This window comes from Mesorhizobium sp. M0778, from assembly GCF_040320105.1.
In the GTDB taxonomy this organism is placed as follows: Bacteria; Pseudomonadota; Alphaproteobacteria; order Rhizobiales; family Rhizobiaceae; genus Mesorhizobium.
Genome location: NZ_JAMYPA010000007.1, coordinates 238572 through 258975, shown reverse-complemented (window position 1 = coordinate 258975; position 20404 = coordinate 238572). Strand labels below are relative to the sequence as shown.

The 20404-nt window shown below is 61.4% G+C and carries 17 protein-coding genes; 11 read left to right on the top strand and 6 right to left on the bottom strand.

Translation table 11 applies throughout. From position 1 onward, the window contains the following. The 3 genes from NKI22_RS13095 to NKI22_RS13085 are packed head-to-tail and all read left to right on the top strand — an operon-like array spanning position 1 to position 2599. Positions 1 to 492, top strand: a complete 492-nt coding sequence (locus NKI22_RS13095; RefSeq protein WP_023718486.1) for a RidA family protein — start codon at positions 1 to 3, stop codon at positions 490 to 492. 28 nt (positions 493 to 520) lie between these two features. Further along, the gene (locus NKI22_RS13090; protein WP_023718485.1) at positions 521 to 1720 is read left to right on the top strand and encodes an aminotransferase class V-fold PLP-dependent enzyme; all 1200 of its coding nucleotides are present in this window, start codon (positions 521 to 523) and stop codon (positions 1718 to 1720) included. A 57-nt stretch (positions 1721 to 1777) separates the two neighbouring features. Next, positions 1778 to 2599: an IclR family transcriptional regulator gene (locus NKI22_RS13085; RefSeq protein WP_023718484.1), complete on the top strand. Its 822-nt coding sequence runs from the start codon at positions 1778 to 1780 to the stop codon at positions 2597 to 2599. Positions 2600 to 2868: 269 nt separating this feature from the next. Here NKI22_RS13085 and NKI22_RS13080 read toward each other — a convergent pair whose 3' ends face one another. The 4 genes from NKI22_RS13080 to NKI22_RS13065 all read right to left on the bottom strand — a co-directional run bounded on the left by NKI22_RS13080 (position 2869) and on the right by NKI22_RS13065 (position 5894). After that, on the bottom strand, positions 2869 to 3879 hold the full coding sequence (locus NKI22_RS13080) for a hypothetical protein (RefSeq protein ID WP_023718483.1): 1011 nt from the start codon (positions 3877 to 3879) through the stop codon (positions 2869 to 2871). 4 nt (positions 3880 to 3883) lie between these two features. Further along, positions 3884 to 4450, bottom strand: a complete 567-nt coding sequence (locus tag NKI22_RS13075; RefSeq protein WP_156948052.1) for a hypothetical protein — start codon at positions 4448 to 4450, stop codon at positions 3884 to 3886. A 464-nt stretch (positions 4451 to 4914) separates the two neighbouring features. Further along, the gene (locus tag NKI22_RS13070; RefSeq protein WP_352958493.1) at positions 4915 to 5247 is read right to left on the bottom strand and encodes a hypothetical protein; all 333 of its coding nucleotides are present in this window, start codon (positions 5245 to 5247) and stop codon (positions 4915 to 4917) included. A 56-nt stretch (positions 5248 to 5303) separates the two neighbouring features. After that, positions 5304 to 5894: a hypothetical protein gene (locus tag NKI22_RS13065; RefSeq protein WP_352958491.1), complete on the bottom strand. Its 591-nt coding sequence runs from the start codon at positions 5892 to 5894 to the stop codon at positions 5304 to 5306. A 102-nt stretch (positions 5895 to 5996) separates the two neighbouring features. Here NKI22_RS13065 and NKI22_RS13060 point away from each other — a divergent pair, with 102 nt between their 5' ends. From NKI22_RS13060 to NKI22_RS13045, 4 genes are all read left to right on the top strand, one after another. After that, positions 5997 to 9194, top strand: a complete 3198-nt coding sequence (locus NKI22_RS13060; protein ID WP_023718479.1) for an AfsR/SARP family transcriptional regulator — start codon at positions 5997 to 5999, stop codon at positions 9192 to 9194. A gap of 540 nt (positions 9195 to 9734) precedes the next feature. Next, a complete protein-coding gene (locus NKI22_RS13055; protein WP_156948050.1) occupies positions 9735 to 10103 on the top strand; it encodes a hypothetical protein in 369 nt (122 codons plus the stop codon). A 322-nt stretch (positions 10104 to 10425) separates the two neighbouring features. After that, on the top strand, positions 10426 to 12192 hold the full coding sequence (locus NKI22_RS13050; protein WP_023718477.1) for a hypothetical protein: 1767 nt from the start codon (positions 10426 to 10428) through the stop codon (positions 12190 to 12192). Between the two features lie 9 nt (positions 12193 to 12201). Then, positions 12202 to 13644: a hypothetical protein gene (locus tag NKI22_RS13045; protein WP_352639592.1), complete on the top strand. Its 1443-nt coding sequence runs from the start codon at positions 12202 to 12204 to the stop codon at positions 13642 to 13644. Positions 13645 to 13881: 237 nt separating this feature from the next. Here the strand turns inward: NKI22_RS13045 and NKI22_RS13040 are convergent, their stop codons facing one another. Then, positions 13882 to 14682: an IclR family transcriptional regulator gene (locus NKI22_RS13040; protein ID WP_352483665.1), complete on the bottom strand. Its 801-nt coding sequence runs from the start codon at positions 14680 to 14682 to the stop codon at positions 13882 to 13884. Between the two features lie 241 nt (positions 14683 to 14923). Between NKI22_RS13040 and NKI22_RS13035 the strand changes: the two genes are divergently transcribed. From NKI22_RS13035 to NKI22_RS13020, 4 genes are read left to right on the top strand one after another with little or no spacing between them, the layout of a single operon-like run. Continuing rightward, positions 14924 to 15976, top strand: a complete 1053-nt coding sequence (locus NKI22_RS13035) for a substrate-binding domain-containing protein (RefSeq protein WP_031193806.1) — start codon at positions 14924 to 14926, stop codon at positions 15974 to 15976. 18 nt (positions 15977 to 15994) lie between these two features. Beyond that, positions 15995 to 17503 carry a sugar ABC transporter ATP-binding protein gene (locus NKI22_RS13030; RefSeq protein WP_023718472.1) on the top strand — a complete coding sequence of 503 codons (1509 nt, stop codon included), beginning with the start codon at positions 15995 to 15997 and terminating at the stop codon, positions 17501 to 17503. Further along, positions 17500 to 18465, top strand: coding sequence for an ABC transporter permease (locus NKI22_RS13025; protein ID WP_023718471.1), 966 nt, complete (start codon positions 17500 to 17502; stop codon positions 18463 to 18465). Before NKI22_RS13030 ends, NKI22_RS13025 begins: the two co-directional genes overlap by 4 nt. Next, entirely contained in the window at positions 18462 to 19433 is a 972-nt protein-coding gene (locus NKI22_RS13020; protein WP_352958488.1) for an ABC transporter permease, read from the top strand. Before NKI22_RS13025 ends, NKI22_RS13020 begins: the two co-directional genes overlap by 4 nt. On the opposite strand, the gene NKI22_RS13015 is transcribed toward NKI22_RS13020, so the two are convergent. Beyond that, positions 19407 to 20348: an amidohydrolase family protein gene (locus NKI22_RS13015; protein ID WP_023718469.1), complete on the bottom strand. Its 942-nt coding sequence runs from the start codon at positions 20346 to 20348 to the stop codon at positions 19407 to 19409. The two genes, NKI22_RS13020 and NKI22_RS13015, sit on opposite strands and share 27 nt — an antisense overlap. Positions 20349 to 20404: the final 56 nt, after the last annotated feature.

Genomic DNA, 20404 nt, shown 5'->3' with positions numbered 1-20404 from the left:
ATGACTTTTTCCGAGCTCATGAAGCGACCGGAAAGCACGCCCTACGACCGGCTTTTGGCGCTTGGAATAACGCTGCCCGAGGCGCCGCCGCCGATCGCCAATTTTGTCACACACGTGCAGGAGGGCAAGCTGCTGTTCCTGTCCGGCCAGGGGCCGAGTGAGGCCGACGGCCGGGTCTATACGGGCAAGGTCGGTGCCGACGTGACCGTGGATCAGGCCTATGCCCATGCGCGGCTGACCGGTGTCAACCTCATTGCCGTCATGCACGCAGCGCTCGGCGATCTGTGCCGCGTGCGACGTGTGGTAAAGCTGTTCGGCATGGTAAACGCCACGCCGGATTTCGCCGATCACCCCGCAGTGATCAACGGCTGCTCGGACCTGCTCATTGACGTTTTCGGCGAGCGCGGCACCCATGCCCGCTCTGCGGTCGGTCACGGATCACTGCCGGGAGGGATCAGCGTCGAAATTGAAGCCGTCATCGCCGTTGATTAGTCGCATCGAATAGTCGGAGCACAAGACCATGCCTGTCGAAGATATCCGCAGCCAGTTGGGCCTCAGGCCCGTCATCAACGTCTCAGGCACGATGACCTCGCTCGGCGCCTCCATTGTCGTTCCCACGGCTGTCGAGGCTGTGTCCGGCATTCTCACCGAGTTTGTCGAAATGGCCGATCTGCATCGCAAGGCCAGCGCCGTGATCGCCGAATTGACGGGCGCGGAGGCCGGTTTCATCACCGCCTCCTGTTCCGCGGCAATCAGCCTGGCCGTGGCGGCCAGCATGACGGGCCCGGACCTTGCCGCGATCGAACGGCTGCCGGATACCGCTGGACTGAAAGACGAGATCGTCATCCAGTCCGGCCACATGGTCAGCTACGGCGCACCGATCGAACAGGCGATCCGTCTCGCCGGCGCCAAGGTCGTGCCGGTCGGTCAGGCGACCAGCGCCTCGGCGTATCAGCTCTCAGGCGCTATCACCGAGCGCACTGCTGCAGCAATCTACGTCGTGTCGCACCATGTCGTCGAGTATGGGCAAATCCCGCTGAAGATGTTCGTCGAAACCGCCCGTGCACGCGGGGTCCCGGTCATCGTCGACGCAGCGTCCGAATACGATCTGGCGGGCTTTCTCGCCAGCGGAGCCGATCTGGTGCTGTATTCGGGTCACAAATTCCTGGGCGGCCCGACATCCGGTATCGTCGCAGGCACGAAGGCGCGGGTGCGCGACGTCTACTTGCAGAACCGGGGCATCGGGCGCGGCATGAAGGTCGGCAAGGAAGGCATCGTCGGTGCGCTCGCTGCTCTCCAGGCCTGGAAAACGCGTGACCATGAGGGTATTCGCGCTCGCGAACGCCGAGCGCTCGACTGCTGGGCGCAAGCACTCGAGGGGCGGCCTGGCGTCACCGCCGCTATCGTACCCGACCCGACCAGCAATCCGCTCGATCGCTTGAAGGTGTGGGTGAATGCCGCCGAATCGCGCATTACAGCCTGGGATCTGGCCGACCGGCTGGCAGCTGGCAATCCGCCGGTGGTCGTCCGCGATCATGAAGTCGAGCACGGCTATTTCTTCCTCGATCCATGCAATTTGCATCCCGACGAAGAATTCATTGTGGCGGCACGGCTTGCCGAGGAGCTTGATGGCGCGCGCAAGTCGAATGCGATCATCGCCACACCATGGAACGAGCGTCTCATGGCCCGCGAGGCTGCGATCCTCAACTGGCCGGATTGAGGCTGGCTGTGGTAAATGCCCCGGCTGCCTTACAGTGCCCGCAAAACCGAGAATGCCATGCCCACGATAGCGCCCGACCTGCACCTGAACCCCGCCGAAGACCCGCGGGAACCCCGCCGCTCGCGCACCAGCGGTATCGACCGTGCGCTGCAGATACTCGACTATCTGCAAAAGCAGGGGCGGCCAGCAACTGCATATGAGATTGCGCACGACATCGGCGCCCCCCTGTCGACGATCTACGTCATCGTCGACGATCTGGTCGAAAAGGAACTGCTGGACCGCAAGGACGGCGGCCTGCTCTGGCTGGGTCCGCGGCTCTATCAGTACGGCCTGACCTACGCTCGCACATTGGACCTGCTCAACGTGGCAACGCAGGAGATGCACGAACTGGCTCAGAGTTCGAAAGAGACGATCCAGCTATGCGGCCGTGACGGTGACCATATGGTCGTGCTTGCGATGGAAGAGGGCAAAGATCATTTCCAGGTTACATCTCGCGTCGGGACCCGGACGCCGCTGAACTGGACCGCGTCGGGTCGGCTGCTCGTCGGCCATTTGCCGGAAGCCGAACGCCGCGCCATTTTCGCTCGATCCGCGATCGCATCTCCGACCGGACGCGCCGAGACGGACGAGGATGTGCTCGCTCGGGCGGCCGCCACAGCACTGGAGCAGGGCCTGTCGATCCAGGCTGGTGAATCTGACTTTTCAGTTGCCTGCATTGCGGCTCCCATCCGTGACAACCAAGGAGCCTGCCGTGCCACGATCTCGATCGTCGTCCCGGATGTGAAGCTGAAGCAAAAGAACCCGGATTTGATTACGATGGTCAAGATCAGTGCGCGCCGCATCGAGTCGCGGCTCGGTTGGCGAACCGACCGGCCATAACGAACGCCCGGCGCGAGTTGGCAAAATCACGGGATGGTGCGTTTCTGCACATCCCGCTCACCGAACCAGAAATGATCCCATTGGGCTCAGCAGCCCGTCCAGACGAAAATTTGACGCATTGAACCGACGGGCGCCGAGTCTCCAGCCGTTCCAATCAAGCCTGCGCTCGCATCTTCAAGCTGGCCGATCTGGTGGTTTTCGGTGCCTGACAGGCTTGAGCAGTGAAACGAGAATGTGCTCTCTGGCCTGTTGATCAGACGCTCCCGTCGTCAGGCAACCGAGTACAGCGTCATCGCTGCATCAAAGCCGCGCTGACCTCTCGGGTCGAGGGCTGCCCTGATCCCCAGGGATCCGGGGCCCCGTGCGGTGTGGCCGCGCGCGCCGAGCCTCGCGTCGCCGAAGAGGCCCGAGGCGATGTCGAAGCCCAGAGTGTACATGCCGGGCGGCTCTGCAGTGCGGGCAGCCTTAAAGGCATCCGTCGAGGTCTTCTCCGCGATCTTCGCGCCGACGGTCGCGAGGCCGAGTTGCGCATTCCGGGCGACAATGAAGAACGCTGAATCCTCGCAGCCAACGCGCTCGTCAGCATCAAGGCCATCCATGAAAAGCTGCTTTCCCGGGCCCCATAGCGTGTCTGCTCCGGGCATCGCGACGCCAATATCAAACCCGGTCTTGGCGGGGCCGTCTGGCTCTAGTTCTCGCATCCCGCTCAACAACGCGTCGCGGCTGACCATCATTTTTCCCTTGTCTGCATAAACGCTTTTCAGCCCCTTCGCGCCTTCCGGAAATGGATCGGGCGTCAGCCCTTGCGGGAAACGCCGGGCCGGCGTCTGCTTCGCGGCGAAATCAACCGGCAGGCACGCTGTTTTAGGATCGTTGATCGCCGCGGCGGCGGCTTGCGCGATGATGTCTATATCGACTTGGAAACCACGGAATGCCTCCTGAACCATCTGCAGGGTTGTCGGTGCCGTGAAGGTGAACTTGCCTGGATTGAGCGTAATGAAGTCCATCAGGTTCATCTGGTCTAGCCGGCTGCTGCGCTCCTTCGCGCACTCAACCAGAACATCCTGGGCTTGCCGGACCTGCGCTGCGTTCGGCGGGATCGGTCCATCTGCGATGGAGATTGGAGCTAGGGTGACGAAATAAGGAACGGCATTGGCGTTCGGATCGGTCTGGAATGCGTTCAGCCATTGCTGGAGAAGCCCATACATCTGGCTGGGATCCGTTACGTCCCCCATGATCAGATTGATCGGGCCGCCTTCGTGGTAGACGGTCGTGCGCACGTCTTCATGGAAATGCCTCTGCCATTTTCATCTTGGCGTCGGCAGAAAACAGCCCGTAGGACCCCGACAACTCCATCGAAACGGCTTGGGCCTCCTCGGAACTGGCTGTATCCATCTGCAGGACGGCCAGGAACATCCCGCCGCGTCCTACCCCGTTCACGAACATGTTCCCGTAGCGTGATTGGAAGAGCTCGGGATTGCTCGATATCGCCGCCGCCGAGCCGCTCAGCTTTGGTTCGTCGATGCCGTGAAAGGGCAGCGTTACTTTGGCGGAGATGAGCAGGAACAGGGAACTGCTCTGGATCTTGGAACTTTGGGCGAAGTCAAACCTTCCGGACGCGGAGAAGCACCCGCACCCGCCGCTCGCTTCGACATTGATGCTCAGCGACTTTTCGAGTTCGGCGGTGGTGTGAATACGGCGTATGTCGAATGAAGATATGGACCCCATTGCATCGTCGACGCCGGAAAATGCGCCATCGACGACATGACCCATCGGACTACCCGTCGCAAGATCGACACCTTTTCCATAGTCGTAGCCGGGAGAGTAAGGTACGGTTACTTGAGTAAGCATTTCAATCTCCTGATGGGCCTATTGGCATTACTCTTAAATAAACCAGTTCAGCAGAGTATAATCTGCATGATTCTATCTGGCCGCCAGAGTGCAGTCTAAGGGGCTAGTTGGCGGCGTCCTCCCCACATTCCTAGCAGGAAGGCTCAAGCGTCGTCGGGAGGCGCTACCCCAAGCCATCTGTCGAGTTCCCGTTTCGGAACCAAAATTACAGGGCCGGGCGCTCCGCCCCGGGAACAGCTCCCAGACGTCTTTGATGTCCATGACCTTCTCTGCAAGGTCTTCAAAGAACGGTCCGACCGGAACCGATCCATGCATGTCAAGAAGCTCGATCGGAACCGGATCGCTCGCCGAGCTTGAGTTCGGAGCAGTTCCTGGCGCGGAGAGGCCACCCTCGCCGGAGGCACCAGACATCCAAGGCGGAGCAGGCGCGATCCTGCTTCGAGTGCGGATCGCGCATGCTAGAGCTAGTCTGATACGGATTGGACGAGGATGGTGATGTCGTAACTGGCATCCGCGCCCTGCACGTTTTTCACGGTTTGGAAATCCATGATCGCGGACAGGTCGATCATCCCTATCTCGTCATCGCCTGAAAGGTCGGTCTCGATAATATTAAGGTAGAATTCACCGGCTGGAACGATCTGTTCGATGTCGAGATTGTAGTCGTTTCCCGGAGTGAAGGATCCAATCGGGAAGCGAACAGGACCCATCACTCCAACAAGGTCGTCAGAACCTGTATAATCGTTCGTCGAATGACATTTGATGCGGCTTATGTTCAGTGAGTAGGGACGCATGGTCATTGCTCCATCAACTTGTTGCGAGACGGAATGCTCACCTGCCCGAGCTTACGAATGGCTTACGGGGTGGTCACGGCCCGCTGCTTTCTGCTCGCTGAGGTGTTGTCGGCGACCGTGGACATCACCCGATGCCTGTCGCGCGGCCAGTCAATCCGGTAAATGACGTAGTAGGCCGAACCCTCAATCGCTGAGCGGGCGATCTTGGCGATTGGACCCATGCCTTGTTCTTCCTTGTCCATGGTGACGGAGCCGAGTGGATCGTTGCCATTAAGAGGGCCGTCTTCATCCCAAAGAGAGAGATTCTGGCTATACTCGAACGGCAGCACGAGGCCAGGTTCGAACGACTGGTCCGCATTGACTTCCCTGGTGGCTCCGGGAGAGGGCCAGACAGCGTCATCGACATTGCCTTCAGTCCCGGTGGTGATGAACAGGTTGTCCGGATCGGCCCGTATGGCGTCGATCGCTCCAAGAACGCTTGGCAGTGACTTGATCCCTTGCAGCAGGCTGCCGGCGAAGTCGTTCTGGATGAATTGCGGCGTCAGGCCCATGATGGCGTCGACTAGCGCCTGGTTGGCCGCGAAGTCGGTTCCGGTGGCGGGCTGGACACAATAGATGGTTTGAACGGTTGCGGTCGGCATGGTTTCCTCCATGAGTTGGAACGATGCCGACAGTGACCGAGCCGCGCTTACGTTTGGCTTACATGCTGAAATGACGCGCACCCGGCCCATCATCTGCTATAAGAGTGCAGCCTGGTGGATCTGGATGCGGCGGTGCACGGCGGCACGATAGCAAAACTTTCAATGCCAAGACCCGCGGGAATCTCGCGGCGGCCGCGCATTGCTGCACTGGTCGACAGGTGCCTGGAATCCGGCATGTGCTGGATTGCTGCCCCTGGCGGATACGGGAAGACCACCGCAGTCATCGATTACCTCCAGGAAAAGCGGGCTCCGCATGTCTGGTATCGCGTCGATGACGAGGACCAGGATATCGCCCGGCTGTTCTACTATCTGGCGATGTCGCCTGGGGCGCGGGAACTCAGCCTTCCTGTTTTCGGAACCGAATATGCGGAGGATGCTGCTGCATTCGCGCGTCTGTTCTTCCGCGCTTACTTGGCGCAGATGGTGCCGGACACGGTCATCGTCCTCGACGATATTCACCGTGCCGATACACCAGAATTCCGCGAAATTCTGGCTGTCCTGCTGCGGGAATTGCCCAACACGGTCCGGTGCATCTGCATATCGCGTACACTGCCTGGTGGGGGCGTGGCCGAACTCGCGCTCGCAGGCAAGCTGCCGGTCATCGGCCAGACGGCACTGGAATTCTCGGAGGACGAAGCACGCTGCCTCGTCGGTCTCAGGGAACCAGGCCATGAGAAGGGGATCGAGGTCGCCGCCGCCAAGGGGTGGGCGGTCGGCCTGGTCATGATCGCCAACCAGAAATCAAGTACCCCACAGTTGATGAGCGCCATGCCTCTGGGGCAGGGAAATTTCCAGGAGGTGGTCGGCAGACTGTTCCTGCAGAACGTTCCAGGCGACGACCAGAACACCCTGTTGAAGCTTAATCTGCTTCCCGAAATCAATTCCGGTCTTGCCGACGCCTTGCTCGGACCCAGAGTCGGCGGCCCGGTGCTGGAGCGGCTCTTTCAAATGCAGCTGTTGGTCACCCGAACAGGCCTCAGAGGCGGAGGATTCCAGTTCCACGACCTCCTGCGCGACTACCTGTCCAGGCTCTTCGAAGCGCGGCTGCCGCCGGAAGAGCAGGCAAGTTTGCGCGAAAGGGCAGCTCGGGTCCTGCGCGACGCAGGATTGGTCGACGCTGCCGTATCGATGGCTCTCCAAGCAGAAGCCTGGCCGCTTGCCCGCGAGTTGGTCATCGAGCACGCCGAGGCGATGCTGTCCCAAGGCCGCAGGGCTACCTTGATCGAATGGGGCACCAGATTTCCTGCTGAAGAACTGGAAGGCTGGCTTCTCCACTGGATCGGGGCCGCTCACGTTCCTGACGACGCCGCAGCCGAGCGATGGTTCTCACGGGCTTGGGAGGCGTTCGAGAAGGACGGCGATTTGCGGGGGCAGTGGCTGACCGTAATCCGCGCCGTGCTCGTAAAGACAAGCAGCTGGCGGACGCACGGGGGCCTGGACGGGTGGACGCGAAGGGCAGCCGCCATCCTTCGCGGGAGGCAACCCGATCTTGTCCCGAGAGAGCGGATGCTGGTTGGTGTCGGCATGTTGCGCGCGGTTGACTACGGCGAGGCCGACGAAGAGACCGCACAGGCAGGAGTGAAGATCGCCGACGAGCTCCTGCAACAGCTGTCGAATCCGACTGGTGAAGTTCCGGTTGACCTGAGATTGCTTGCCAGTGAAGCCCTTGTTGATCATGCGGTCTGGTCAGGGCGGCAGGACATCTTCGAACAGGCGGTCGACAGCGTCGCTTCCGAATTGAACGACCCGAAGGTGACGCCTTGGGTGCTTGGCATGTGGTTGGTCTCTTTCGGCGCCGCCAGCGGCAGGTATTTTTCATTCTCGAGGCGCGGGTTTCCATATGCCTCGGCCGAAGACGCCCTTCGCAAGGCAATCGAGATGGGCGAGAGGGAAGCCCTGAAAAGCGTCGAGTTCAGCGGTCTCTACCATCTCCAGCTGCTGCTCAAGCTGCGCAATGATTTCGCCGGCTTCGCAGATCTCGTGACAAGGCTCGGCGAAATCGCGGACAGCCGCTTCACAACTCAGGTGGCCGTAGTCGCAGATTGCCGAGCCGCCATGCATGCGCGGCAAGGCAGCTTCGTCGAAGCCTACAGGGATTGCGACACGTTCATGACCGCGATCGAAGAGGCGAACGAGCCGATGGTCGAGCGCTGGCCGCATTATGTCACCAAATTCCAGGTTCTTCTCGCCGACAGAAGACCGGCTGAGGCCGCCTCGCTGTTGGCAGATGTCGTCGATCGGCTGGACGGCGGCCCGCGGGAACGGGTGAAGATTTGCATTCTTGCCGCTGCCGCTTTTGAAGAGAAATGGAGGGGCGGAGCCGCTTATGAAGAGAAACTGACGGAGTTCATGGCAGCCCTGAGGGCCGTCAACCCGTCTGCAATCCTACTCAACCTGCCCGATCTCCTCGCCGAACTGCTGGCGGATGCACTTGACCGCGGAATTGAAGCGGATCTCTGCCATTCGGTCATTCAGACGCGGCGTCTCGTCCCGCCAATGAGACGGCCTGCTAAATGGCCATGGCCACTGAAGATCTTTGTACTGGGCGGCTTCAGGATCGAGCTCGACGGAACTCAATTCGATCTCGGATCGAAATCGCCGACGCGTGCCCTCGATATCCTGCGGGTTCTCGCCCTGGCGCGCGACCAGACCTGTCCCCTCGAAAGCATTCATGACTGGCTTTGGCCCGATCTCGACGGGGATCAAGCCAAACCGGCGTGCGAGCAAGCCCTTCACCGCCTGCGCAAGACGCTCGGCAAGGGCGACTTCATCGTCCAGAGGGAGGGGCGGATCAGTCTGCCCCCGGATAAGGTGTGGGTCGACCTTGCTGATTGGGAAGCCCGTCTCAACCGCGGTCTTTCCAGGAAAGGGGATACGACAGCCCCCGAAAAGGAACAGCTTCTGGCGAGATTCCCCGGCCCGCCACTGTCACCGGGTTCTCTTCCGTCTTGGGCGATACCGGTGGCCGACAAGGTTCGGGACGGCTATATCGACCTGGCGATCAACGTCGGAAGACATTGGGAGAATGCCGGAGAAGGTTTCCGGGCGCGAGAAGCCTATCTGAGAGCACTCGAGTACTACCCAGATTCGGAAAGAGTGTACCAAGCCCTCATCAGGGAACGTCTGTCCAGCAGTGATCCTGCCGCAGCTGTAGACGACTTCTCGCGCTACGAAAGGGCGGTTGGAGCGAACGGGGAATACAAATCCTCACACGTGATCCGCACGCTGGTGCGTCCGTATCTGAGATCTTGAACGCCCAAAACCCGTAAGCCATCCGTGAGCTGCGTCTTGCCAGCGTGCTCCGAACCTCTTCTTTGCACGGCCCGATAACTTCACGGGCAATCCCAGGTCGATCGTGTGCGGGGGGGTTTTGTCTAACCAGCAATCCGGGATCGGAAACACTGAGAGACCGGAGCGATAGACTCTGCGCTTGGGCAGCGTACCTGCGTGTCCCCAGCGGCGTTCAAGACTACTCGCGCTGCGAGCGGGTGATAGACCGGCGGAACCGGGCTTTCGATGCAATCCACTTGCGTGTGGTTTCTTCCAGAGCGAATGAATCCAAAAAATTTCGATCTGTAAGCCATCCGTAAGCTGCGGTCAGAGAAACTCAATCCGTCGAAAACAAACAACCGCTTCGTCCGGCCCCTCGAGGGGCTACCCCGCTCGCGAAACCGCGCATGCAAGCAGCCCGATGAGGATCAAAACATGTCTACATGGCAGGATAGAGCATACCGGATATTAAATCTTTTCGAGGGTTCGGCCGACGAAGCTGGCGACCGGACCTGGCAGATTATGAACCACGTTCTCGACGAGAACAATCAGGACGACTACATCAGCAGAGACTTCTACAACGTCCAGCAGACCGCAGGCGGGCTGCCGGAAGGCGTCAGCTTCGAAGTCTTCCTGTCAGCGGTGTCCGGTCATGTCAGGGACGAGCTGCAAGGCGGAAGCTTCGACGAGGGGCTTGGCGATGATGACATTCGCACGGCAGGCCTCTCTTTCGACGACAACATTCGCCGGCATATCCGGTTCCTCAACGGAGTGGTCCACCAAGGCGCTCCCGGCGAGGTTCATCTCGGACTGTGGGAGAGAATTCTGCAGGCCCGCGACAATGGCCGGAGTATCCACTCGCTGTATCACGATTACCTTGTCGATGCCTAGCCGGCTCAGACACTCACGGGTTTTGTCACAGGCACAGGTCCGCGGGAAGCCATCGCCCTAGTGACGCGTGCCCGGAAGGCACAGCCGCAGACTTCGGCTGGGAGATGCTCGGCAGCCAAGGAGGCGGCTGGGCCCGGCAAGGGCATTCCTGACCTGGTGATTGTCTGCTCGGCCGATGTCTGAACGAGACGTAACTTGCTCTTGGGCCAGGGCTCCCGGATCGACGGAGCGCGGGCCTTGCACATCCGCAACCTGACGTTGGTCTTTCCCCGTCCGCGTGACGATCCATGGTCCAACGCCGCAACAAACAAGGAGAGTTCTCATGCCTGGTAACGATCTTCAGGTCACCGGCGGCATCACGCAAGCACTGCTTGACGCGCTGAACCAGATACACACCGCCGTTGCGGCCCAGCTTGTGAATCCCGACGGCACGCCGTCTGGCTCGGCAGTCTACATGCACCTTCCAGTCGGCCAGCCGATCGACCCGAAGATGTATGCCAATCCCTGGACGCCCGCCGGCGGCAGCGCCTACGGCGCGGTTTCCACCACGGGCGCTTTCTCAGCACCACCCGCTCCCCCTTCTGCCGGAACGCCCGCGACGCCGGCCGGTCAGCTGGCCGCAATGCCGGCACCAGATCCCAGGCTGCAATTGGCGATCAGCAGCGCCTTCAACACGGCTCAACGGGTTGACGACATGTTGATGGTCACCAACAAGGGGGTTGCGGTGTCGTGGCCCCAGCGAACCGTCAGTATCGAGTATTTCACAGCCCTGGCCGGCATGCAGGCGGAACCGATCCCTGAGCCCTCGACCGATATCAAGAAACGCATCGCCGATGCCCAGAAGACATTGTATCTGATGGATGCCGACGGCAATTTTACCGGCTATACGCCGCGCCACACCGCCTACAGACACAACCAGAAGGTGCTGGCAGATGCACGCAGCGAGTTCGCGCTCGCTTACTCCCAAGCCATGTCCGATCCTATCCAGGGACAGGCATGGCCGGTCACCAGCGCCAGATACCAGAACGCCGTCGACCAAGCCTATAACGACTTCAAGGATATGGGCGGGCAACAGATCGACGACGCGATTGCAACCCTTCAGTCCGTCGGCGGCAGCGCCGCGGCCGCCCTGATTGCCAAGGCCCGCAAGATGTACGACGAGTATAGCGTTGGTCTCGGTGGCGCCGTGGCAATCAAGGTGCCGTGGTCGTATATCGATCCGGTCTCCTGGTGGGATCACACCAACCATGACTTCGGGGTGATGAAAATCACCGCCACATCGAAACAGTACCAGGCGAGCGGTGGCGGCGGCCAACACAGCTTCGGACACAGTTTCTACAACAACGAGTCGTCATCAACATCGGGCAGCGTCGGCTACAGCGTTCTGGGTTTCGGCGCCTCAGCCAATGCATCGCACAGCGAGACCAGCCACAACGACGGTTGGAATGCCGACCAGTCCTCCTGGCAGTCGCATCAGGACAGCAGTTCTTCGGCAACTGTCACATTCGAGTGGTTCATGGCCAGCATCGAACGGCCATGGCTGCTTGGCGACCTTTTCCACATGGACGGCTGGTATCTCGCCGGTCAGAAGAAGAATGCGATCAGCGACGGGACCATCGAAGGTCAGATCGGCGACGTGCCCAAGCTGCTCCCGATGATCCCGAAGGGTTTTCTGATTGTTCGAAACGTGAAGATTACCGCTAATTCCTGGGGCAGCATGGGCAGCGCATTCCAGAGCGCCGTCGACAGCGCTAGCGGACACACGGAAAGCAGCTCCACCTCCTATGGCGGCAAGGTTGGTTGGTGCGGTATCGGCGGATCGGTCCAACATTCCAATTCGGACAGCAGCGGCGCATTCAGCAACCAGCACGATGCATCTCAGGGTTTTTCCTTCAGCAGCAATGAACACGGTGGAACGCTTGAACTTTTCGGTTCGCAGATCGTCGGCTGGGTAGGCCAGATACAGCCGGCCGCACCGCGCAAGGACGACCCTGCACTCAGCGCCGAAGTCGTGGCCAACCCTGCGACAGCCGCCAATGCCGGAGCGCCTGCGATACCGGCTGACGCGCCCGCTGCTCCGCAAGGCTGAGGTGTCCCTGTGAGCACGAACAGCGATCAGCTCGCGATCCTTGGCCAGCAAGTGGTGGACACGTTAATCGCGACCTACAACCCCAACAATGACCCGTCGTTGGCGCTTGCCATTCATCCGGGGCAGGCGCTAGCCGATGGCATCGTGCAAAATGGCGTGACCAATCCGCTGCGGCTGTCGGAGTGGCTGGAAGACCAGTACGACTACCCGCTATGGCTGAAACGGTCCGATGCCTCCTCCGTTTCCGCCTCGTCTGTCGGCAGTCTTACCGCCAAGTCTGCCTATTTGGCGATGATCCCATGGGCGCAACCGGGGGTTCCGGTTGATGCTCCTTCCTATGCGCGCATCGCCGCGATGGTTGCCGAGGCACGAAAAGATATCGGGGACAATCCCGATGCGCTGCCATTCAGCTGCGAGCCGACAGATTTCGCCGAGCCCAGCTGCACGGCCTGGCATGTCTTCGATCAAAGGATATCCCGCACTACCGCAACCACGACCGAGACACCCGGCGCCATTAAGGCAAATCCCCACTTATGGAAGATGCGAGTGTTGACAAAAGAGGTGGTGTCGAACCTCACCGCAGTTTCCGAGGCGGTCGAACGGCGCAAGGCATTTGCCGCCGAATTAGCTGTTGTGCCAAGGGTTGAAGCGGTCAGAAAGCTGCGCATGCAGCCACATCTCACGGACTACGCTACCCAGCCAGTCGAGTTTCTCGGTATCCAGGATGCAGCAAGCACCGCGGTCAATCTGAGCCAGTTCAGCGCGAACCATCTGGGTGGCCTCACCGCTTCGCCGCTCCACGCCCGGGCGCTGGCCGCTACCCTGCCAACATTCAGTCGAATTCGCGCTGCCCGGCGACACTTCACAGCCGAGGCAGATCACGTCTCGCCGCCCAGAGAGCAGCCAAATGCTTCCAGCACGCAAATGCAGTTGGACACCTCGCTCGTGAACCGATTGGCCACAATCCAGCTTCACGATCTCATTAAAAACCCGGTCGTAACGGAGGTAACTACCTCGGACAGTGAACTGCATGTGCATTTCGAGTATTGCATGCTCACCATCACCCGGCGGATCGCCGGCACGAGATGGTGGCATCCCGACCTCGTCGACGAGGAGGATTGGTACGTACCGGGAATGAAGCGCGGCGACATGATCAAGGCTTCGACCGACGAGACCTATGCGCATTGCCTGCCTCAGGGCCTGCTTCTGGTTCGTAACGTGGAATTCAGCGGCTCGTGGACCGCCGAAGCCCGCACGACGATGCAAAACGCCGTCTCGTTTCTGGGTCCCTTCCTGATGCAGGCGCCAACCGGCTCTACATCCAGCACGTCCGACCTCGAACAGATAAGTGTGCTTGGCGTGGGCGTTCAGGTAATAGGCGAGCTTTGCTTTCCATTGCCGCCGCTCCCGCCGATGGATGATCCGGCGGAATCGGAACGTCCCGTTGTCTAAGCAATCAACGACGCTCAATGAAGAGGGTAAGTGCGTTGTGGCCGGGCCGGACGAGGTGTCCCAGGCACCGGTATCATCGCGTGCACTCTGCGGTGCTGGCACGCTGCGGACTGTGGGCAAAGGTGGTCGCGGGAGCGCGCTGCCGCCTTTGCCATACCCACCGGAATACCGGTTCCGGCCTCGCTGCTGCGGCTGAACGAGCGGAGCCTATCCCGAACCTTCGCGCGCCGATTTTTACTAGCTTCCCGCCAGCGACAATCCACGGGCGCGCTCGCATAGCAGGGCAAGCAATTCGCTGCGCCTGGCTTCCGGCGTGTCGACGGGCAACACGAAACAAAGCGTCTTGTTGATGGCCCCGTCGCCATCGCGGATGGGCGCGGCCATGCACCAGGTGAAGCGGTCAGCCAGAGCGGCGGTCTCGCTGAAACCTTGCTGGCGCGCCAGAGCCACATCGCCGAAGAACTCGGCTGGCGCAATGACGCGGCCGTCGGGAAGCTTGTAGTCGCCAGGCGGAATGAAGTCCTGTATTTCCTGCGCGCTCATATGGCCGAGCAGCAGCCTTCCGGACGCCGTCCACGGGATCGGCACCTCGACTCCGACATCGCTTGAAATCCGGAACGGGCCGGGCGAGTCCCGGCAATCAAGGACGACGTATTTGTTCCCGCGCAGGCCACACAGTTGGACGGTCTCGCCCGTCTCCGCGCCTAGTCTGTCCAGGGTTTCGATGATGCGTCGATAATGGGCATTATGATGTGAGTAGGCCCAGCCGAACAGATGCATCGCCTTTCCGAAATAGACATAGCCTTCCGTCCCGACGTTCTCGAGCATTTCGGCTTCCAGCAGGCTGTTGACGATCTCATAAGTGGTCGAACGCGGCGCGCCGATCATCTTGGCGATATCGCCGACGCGCATCGGCGCGCGCTGCCGCAGAAGCGCTTCAAGCAGCGTGATGACGCGGTCAATCCCGCGGCGCCGTTCGCCATTGCGCGGCTCGGCGCGGACTTCCCTTTCGATCAAACCAGTGACGCCATCGCTCATGTGGGCCGCACCCCGCGCAAAATCATTTCGGCCCTCGTCTCAAGACGCTTGAAAGATGTCAAGGCTCAGTCTAGCATCCCATCTGTCCGATATACAGGCCTCTTGTCTGGAATATCGGACAATAAAGAGCCAAGCGCAGAGAGTCCTGACGAGAAAAAGGGCGGTTTCCGAGATGCGGCAACCGGCGGGTTTTCTCGTCTCGACCCCGCACGTCCAGGCATAACCTCAGAAGGGAACAATCATGACCAAATCATCGTTTTTCGCATCCGCCAGCGCCCTTTGCCTCGGTCTTCTCCTCAGCGTTGGCGCCGGTTCGCAGGCCAACGCCGCCGCTAAATGCATCAAGGGCGACCGCAAGGCGCCGTATACGATCGGCTGGGCCAACATCTATTCAGTTCCGACCTGGATGAAGCAGACACAGGGCACGATCGAAGCCGAAGTCGAAACTTTGAAGAAGCAAGGTTTGGTCGACAAGCTCGTCGTGACCGACGCCCAAGGCGACGCCAACGTCCAGATTCAGCAGATCCAGTCGATGATCGATTCCGATGTCGATGCCATCATCCTGATCGCTGGCTCGTCGACCGCGCCGGCGCGCGTGCTGGCGGACGCCTGCGCCAAAGGCATCGCGATCATCAATTTCGACAGCCTCGTCGACACCGACCAGGTGACCGCCAAGGTCAACACCGATTCCTCACAGTGGGGCGATCAGGCGGCCAAGTTCCTGATCGACGCCATCGGAGGCAAGGGCAAAATTCTGATCCTCAATGGCCCAGCCGGCGTTTCGGTCAGTGACGACCGGCGCAAAGGCGCCGATGCCGAGCTTAAGGCTCATCCCGATGTGAAAGTGCTTGCCGAAACGAACACGCCCTACAATGTCGCGCCCGCCCAGGAAGCGGTCACCAGTCTGCTTTTCGCCAATCCCGAAATCGACGGCATCCTGTCGCTCGGCGGCGCTCTGTCGGCGGGTGCCGTGCTCGCGCTCGACAAGCAGGGTCGCGACCAGGTGCCGATCACCGGCGAGAATGCGCGCCAGTTCCTCGAACTGTGGAAGGAAAAGGGCTTGAAGAGCTGGGCGACGATGCAGCCGAACTGGCTCGGCGCTTTCGCCACCTACACCGCCGTACAGGCGCTGGACGGCAAGGATGTGCCGGCTTTCGTCAAGATCCCGCTGCCGGTGATCGACAATTCCAACGTCGACGAATATCTCGCCCGGGCTAAGGATTTCCCGGCTGACGGTTACATCTATTCGCCGTTCGATGAGGATCTGTTCAAGAAGCTGCTGGCCCAGAAATAAGCCTGAAGGGTTGCAACATTGACAACCACGGCTACGCTTCTCGCCGCGCGGGGGGTGTCGAAGTCCTTCTTCGGCAACCCCGTCCTGCGCAACGTTTCCATCGCTCTGCAGCCGGGCCGCGTGCATGCGCTGCTCGGCGAGAACGGCGCGGGGAAGTCGACGCTGATCAACCTTTTGTCCGGCGCCCTGCGCCCGGACGGCGGGGCGATCGAGGTTGATGGACGCCCGGTATCGCGCATGAGCCCCGCTCATGCGCGGCATGCCGGGATCGCCGTTGTCCAACAGGAACTCAGCCTGACGGCCAGCCTCTCGATCGCCGAAAATATCGGGCTCGGCGCCTATCCCAAGAGATTCGGCTTGGTCGATTACACGGAACTTGCCGCACGGGCCAGGGCCGCATGTGATCTTGTCGGCCTTCGCGAACCGCTGTCTACGCCGGTGGGGCATCTGTCACTCGGCCGGCGTCAGATGGTGGAGATCGCCAAGGCGCTCTACCGGCGGCCGCGCGTGCTCATTCTCGACGAACCCACCTCATCGCTATCGGCAACCGAGACAAAAACCCTCACGGACTTGCTGGAAAGGCTTCGGGCCGAGGGCATCGCCATTCTCTACATCTCACACCGGCTGAACGAAGTGATGACACTGTGCCAGCATGTCACCGTACTGAAGGACGGCGCCTGCACGGCGGACCGCTCGCTGGAAGAAACTGATGCCGCCGGGCTGGTGCGGCTGATGGTCGGCCGCGACCCCGGCGATCTCTTTCCACGATGGCAGCCTTCGCCATCGCCAGCCAACGCCATCTCGGTTCGTAATTTTTCGGCCGGCCTGATGCGCGACGTCGATCTCGACATCAGGACAGGCGAGGTGCTTGGGATCGGCGGCCTGGTCGGGCAGGGGCAGGAAGATCTGCTGCTTGGCCTCTACGGCGCGATCCCGGCTAGGTCGGCATCCGCGACCGTAAACGCTGCTTCGGGTCTGCCGGGCGGCGTGCCGAAAGCCAATGCGCTCGGCCTCGCCTATGTCCCGGCCGACCGCAAGCGCGAAGGCCTGCACTTGATCCATCCCATCATCACCAACATGATGCTACCAGCCTTCGCAAGGCTGCCGGCGTTGAAGCTGCGCAGCCGGCGTGCCGAGCGCGATTTGGCGAGGGGACTCGCCGCCCAGCTTGCCATCAAGGGCGACCTCGATCGCCCGGCGCAGGCACTCTCAGGTGGCAACCAGCAGAAAGTCGCGCTGGCGAAATGGATGCCACACGATCCGCTTGTGCTTCTCCTCAACGATCCGACGCGCGGCGTCGATGTCGAGACCAAGCGTGAGATCTACATGATGCTTCGCAATCTCGCTGCCGCCGGCAAGGCGATCGTCCTGCTCAGTTCCGACACACCCGAACTGGTGCACCTTTGCGACCGCGTCGCCGTGGTCCGAGAAGGTCGCATCAAGGCCATGCTCGAGCGCGAGGCACTGAGCGAGGAAGTCATCGTCTCCGCCGCAATGGGCGCCGAACAGCAGAAAGTTGCGGCATGAGCACGGTTGTATCCTCAAGCCAAGCCGGCGCCCTCTACTGGCGAGTTCAGCTGCGCCGAAATGTTGGCGTGCGCAGCCTGTTTGCCGTGGTTCTGGCGTTCCTCGTTGCCTACGGCGTGTTGTTCCCCGGCCTCTTGACGGCGTCCGGCTTCGCCAAATTCACCCAGAGCTGGTTTCCGCTGGCGCTGGTCGCGATGGCCCAGGCGATCCTCATGCTCACCGGCGGCATCAGCTTGGCAATCGGCGCAATGGTCAGTCTCGGCGCGGTAATCGCCGCGACGACGATGATCGGGCCGCTGGGCGTAGCCGGCGGCACCGCCGTGGTGGCGCTGACCGGTATCGGCATCGGTGCCGCGACGGGGTTCATCGTCGTGAAACTTCGGTTGCCGGCCATCGTGGTGACGCTCGCCGGCTCCTTCATCATCGGCGGTGCTGCGTTGCTCATCCTGCCGAGGCCGGGCGGCGCCATTCCGGAGTGGCTGTCGGACCTGCTTGCCGGCAACACGCCGGCGGCATTCGTGTTGCTGGTGCTCGTCGTGCTTTTGTGGAAACTCTATCTCGCCACCCCGCTTGGGTTGAGCCTCTATGCCGCCGGTGAGAATCCGGTCGGCGCCTATCGCTCCGGCGTGCCGGTCGACGGCGCGCGGATCGCGGCCTATGCGATCAGCGGTCTGCTTTGCACAGGCGCCGGCCTGTTCGTCGCCGCGCAAACGGGTTCGGGCGACCCGGTCATAGGCACAGCCTTCACGCTGAATTCCATTGCCGCCGCGGTGCTCGGCGGAATCGGCTTCCTCGGCGGCCAGGGCACGATGCGCGGCGCGCTTGCCGGCAGCCTGCTGCTCAGCCTGATGATCAGTGTCATGTTCTTCCTCGGCTTCACGCCAGTTGCTCAGTATGTCGCCCAAGGCCTCATCATCATCGGGGCGGTCGCCATCCCGCAATTCCGCAAGGTGCAGCAATGACAGCACGGAAAGAGAGCGCGCGCGGCGGGCGGGCGTTGACGATCCTGCGCAGCCGGCCCTTCCTCACGGTCGCTATCGTTGCCGCGGTGTGGATCGCGGCGAGCTTCGCTTCACGTGGCTTCGGCGCTTATGGTCATTTGCGCTATTTGGTCGAGTTGGGCGCGGTGATCGGCCTGGTCGCGGCGGGCCAGACCTTCGTGGTGATTGCCGGCGGCATTGACCTTTCCGTCGCGGCGATCGTCACGGTCAGTGCCGTCAGCCTCCCGCTGCTCTCATTGCAGGCGGATCCGACCGGGCTCACAGCCGTTCTTGCAGTACTTGCGTTGACGACCGCGATAGGTCTCGTAAACGGGCTGGGCGTGGCGCTGTTGCGCGTTCATCCAATGATCATGACACTGGCGATGGCGACATTCCTGCAGGGCCTCCTGATCATCATCGCCGGCGGCAGCGCCGTGACCGCCGAGAACCCGCTGGTCAGCTGGCTCGGCAATGCGCGGCCAGCCGGTATTCCGGCAGGCGTGCTTTTGTGGGTGGTCATTTCCGTGATCGTTCTGACCACGATGCATGCGACATCCCTCGGCGCCCGGATTTTCGCGATGGGCGCCAATCCGCTTCCCGCGGCGCTGTCCGGAGTTTCCGTCGCCTCGACCACGCTCGCCGTCTACGGCATCAGCGGCTTCTGTTCGGGACTTGCCGGTGTGTTGGTCCTCGGCATGAACGGCCAAGGCTATGTCGGGATAGGAGATCCCTATCTCCTCGCGTCGATTGCCGCCGTGGTGCTCGGCGGCACCTCGATACTGGGCGGGCTCGGCACCTATGCCGGTACTATCCCCGGCGCGATCCTGCTGGTCACGATCACGGCGCTGATCACCGTCGTCAACGCATCGCCCGGCTGGCGCAGTATCCTGTTCGGGTCGCTGATTCTGGGGCTGCTGCTTCTCTCAGGCAGGGAGCAGGCCCGCCGATGAAATATCGTGCAGCCGGTAGATACGCCTTGCGTTGCCGAAGAACAGCGCCGTTTGCTCGTCCGCGGAAAGCTCTCCTGCAATGGCTTTGAAGCTGTCATATACTGCATCGAATGACGCATGCAGGCCGGCGACTGGGAAGTCACTGCCGAACATCGCTCGCTGCGTACCGAAACAGTCGATGCAATGCATGACAACCGGCTTCAGGCTGTCGAGTGTCCAATCATGATCGTAGGCGACCAGATCCGATATCTTGATGGCAGCGTTGTCGCACTCCGACAAAAGCCGCAGCCCTTCGCGCCACACCCGCATGCCGTCTGCATCGCGATCGATCGGGCTGCCGCAGTGGTTGAGAACAAAGAGTTGGTCCGGAAAGGCCGCTGCGAGGCGCGCCGCACCGGGGAGCTGGCGCGGAAACACCATCAGGTCGAAAACCAGCCGGTGGCGCCCAAGCAGGGACAGGCCGGCACGCCAGGCCTGATCGTCCATGATGCCGTCACGGGCAGCAAAACGGCGGGCAGGATCCGGATCCCAGCTCAGTATGTCGCGCACACCGACGACACGGTCGAATGCCGCCTGCGCCTCGACCAGCGCCGGCGCTTGGCGGCTCGCCAGCGGTATGTGAACAACATAACGGGCGGCCACGCCGCGCGACTTGTCGAGCGTTTCAAGCCACCGCGTTTCGCCGACGCATTCATCCCCGGTCCAGCCGGCTTCGACATGGACGGTTGCGACGACATTGTGCCGGCCGGCGTCGCGCAAATAATCTTCAGGAAGGTAGTTTCGCCGCAAGCGGCCAAGCTCCCCCAGACCGCCGCGTTCGCCAGCCGTTGTGGCGAGCCAGGGGTGCCGGCTGAGGCCGAGATCCCAAAGGTGATGGTGGGCATCGATGATCGGTCCGCGGTAAGGTGTTGGCACGCATCTCTCTCATGGTGTGGCCGGAATCGGAAATCGATCCGGACTTCATCCTGTAA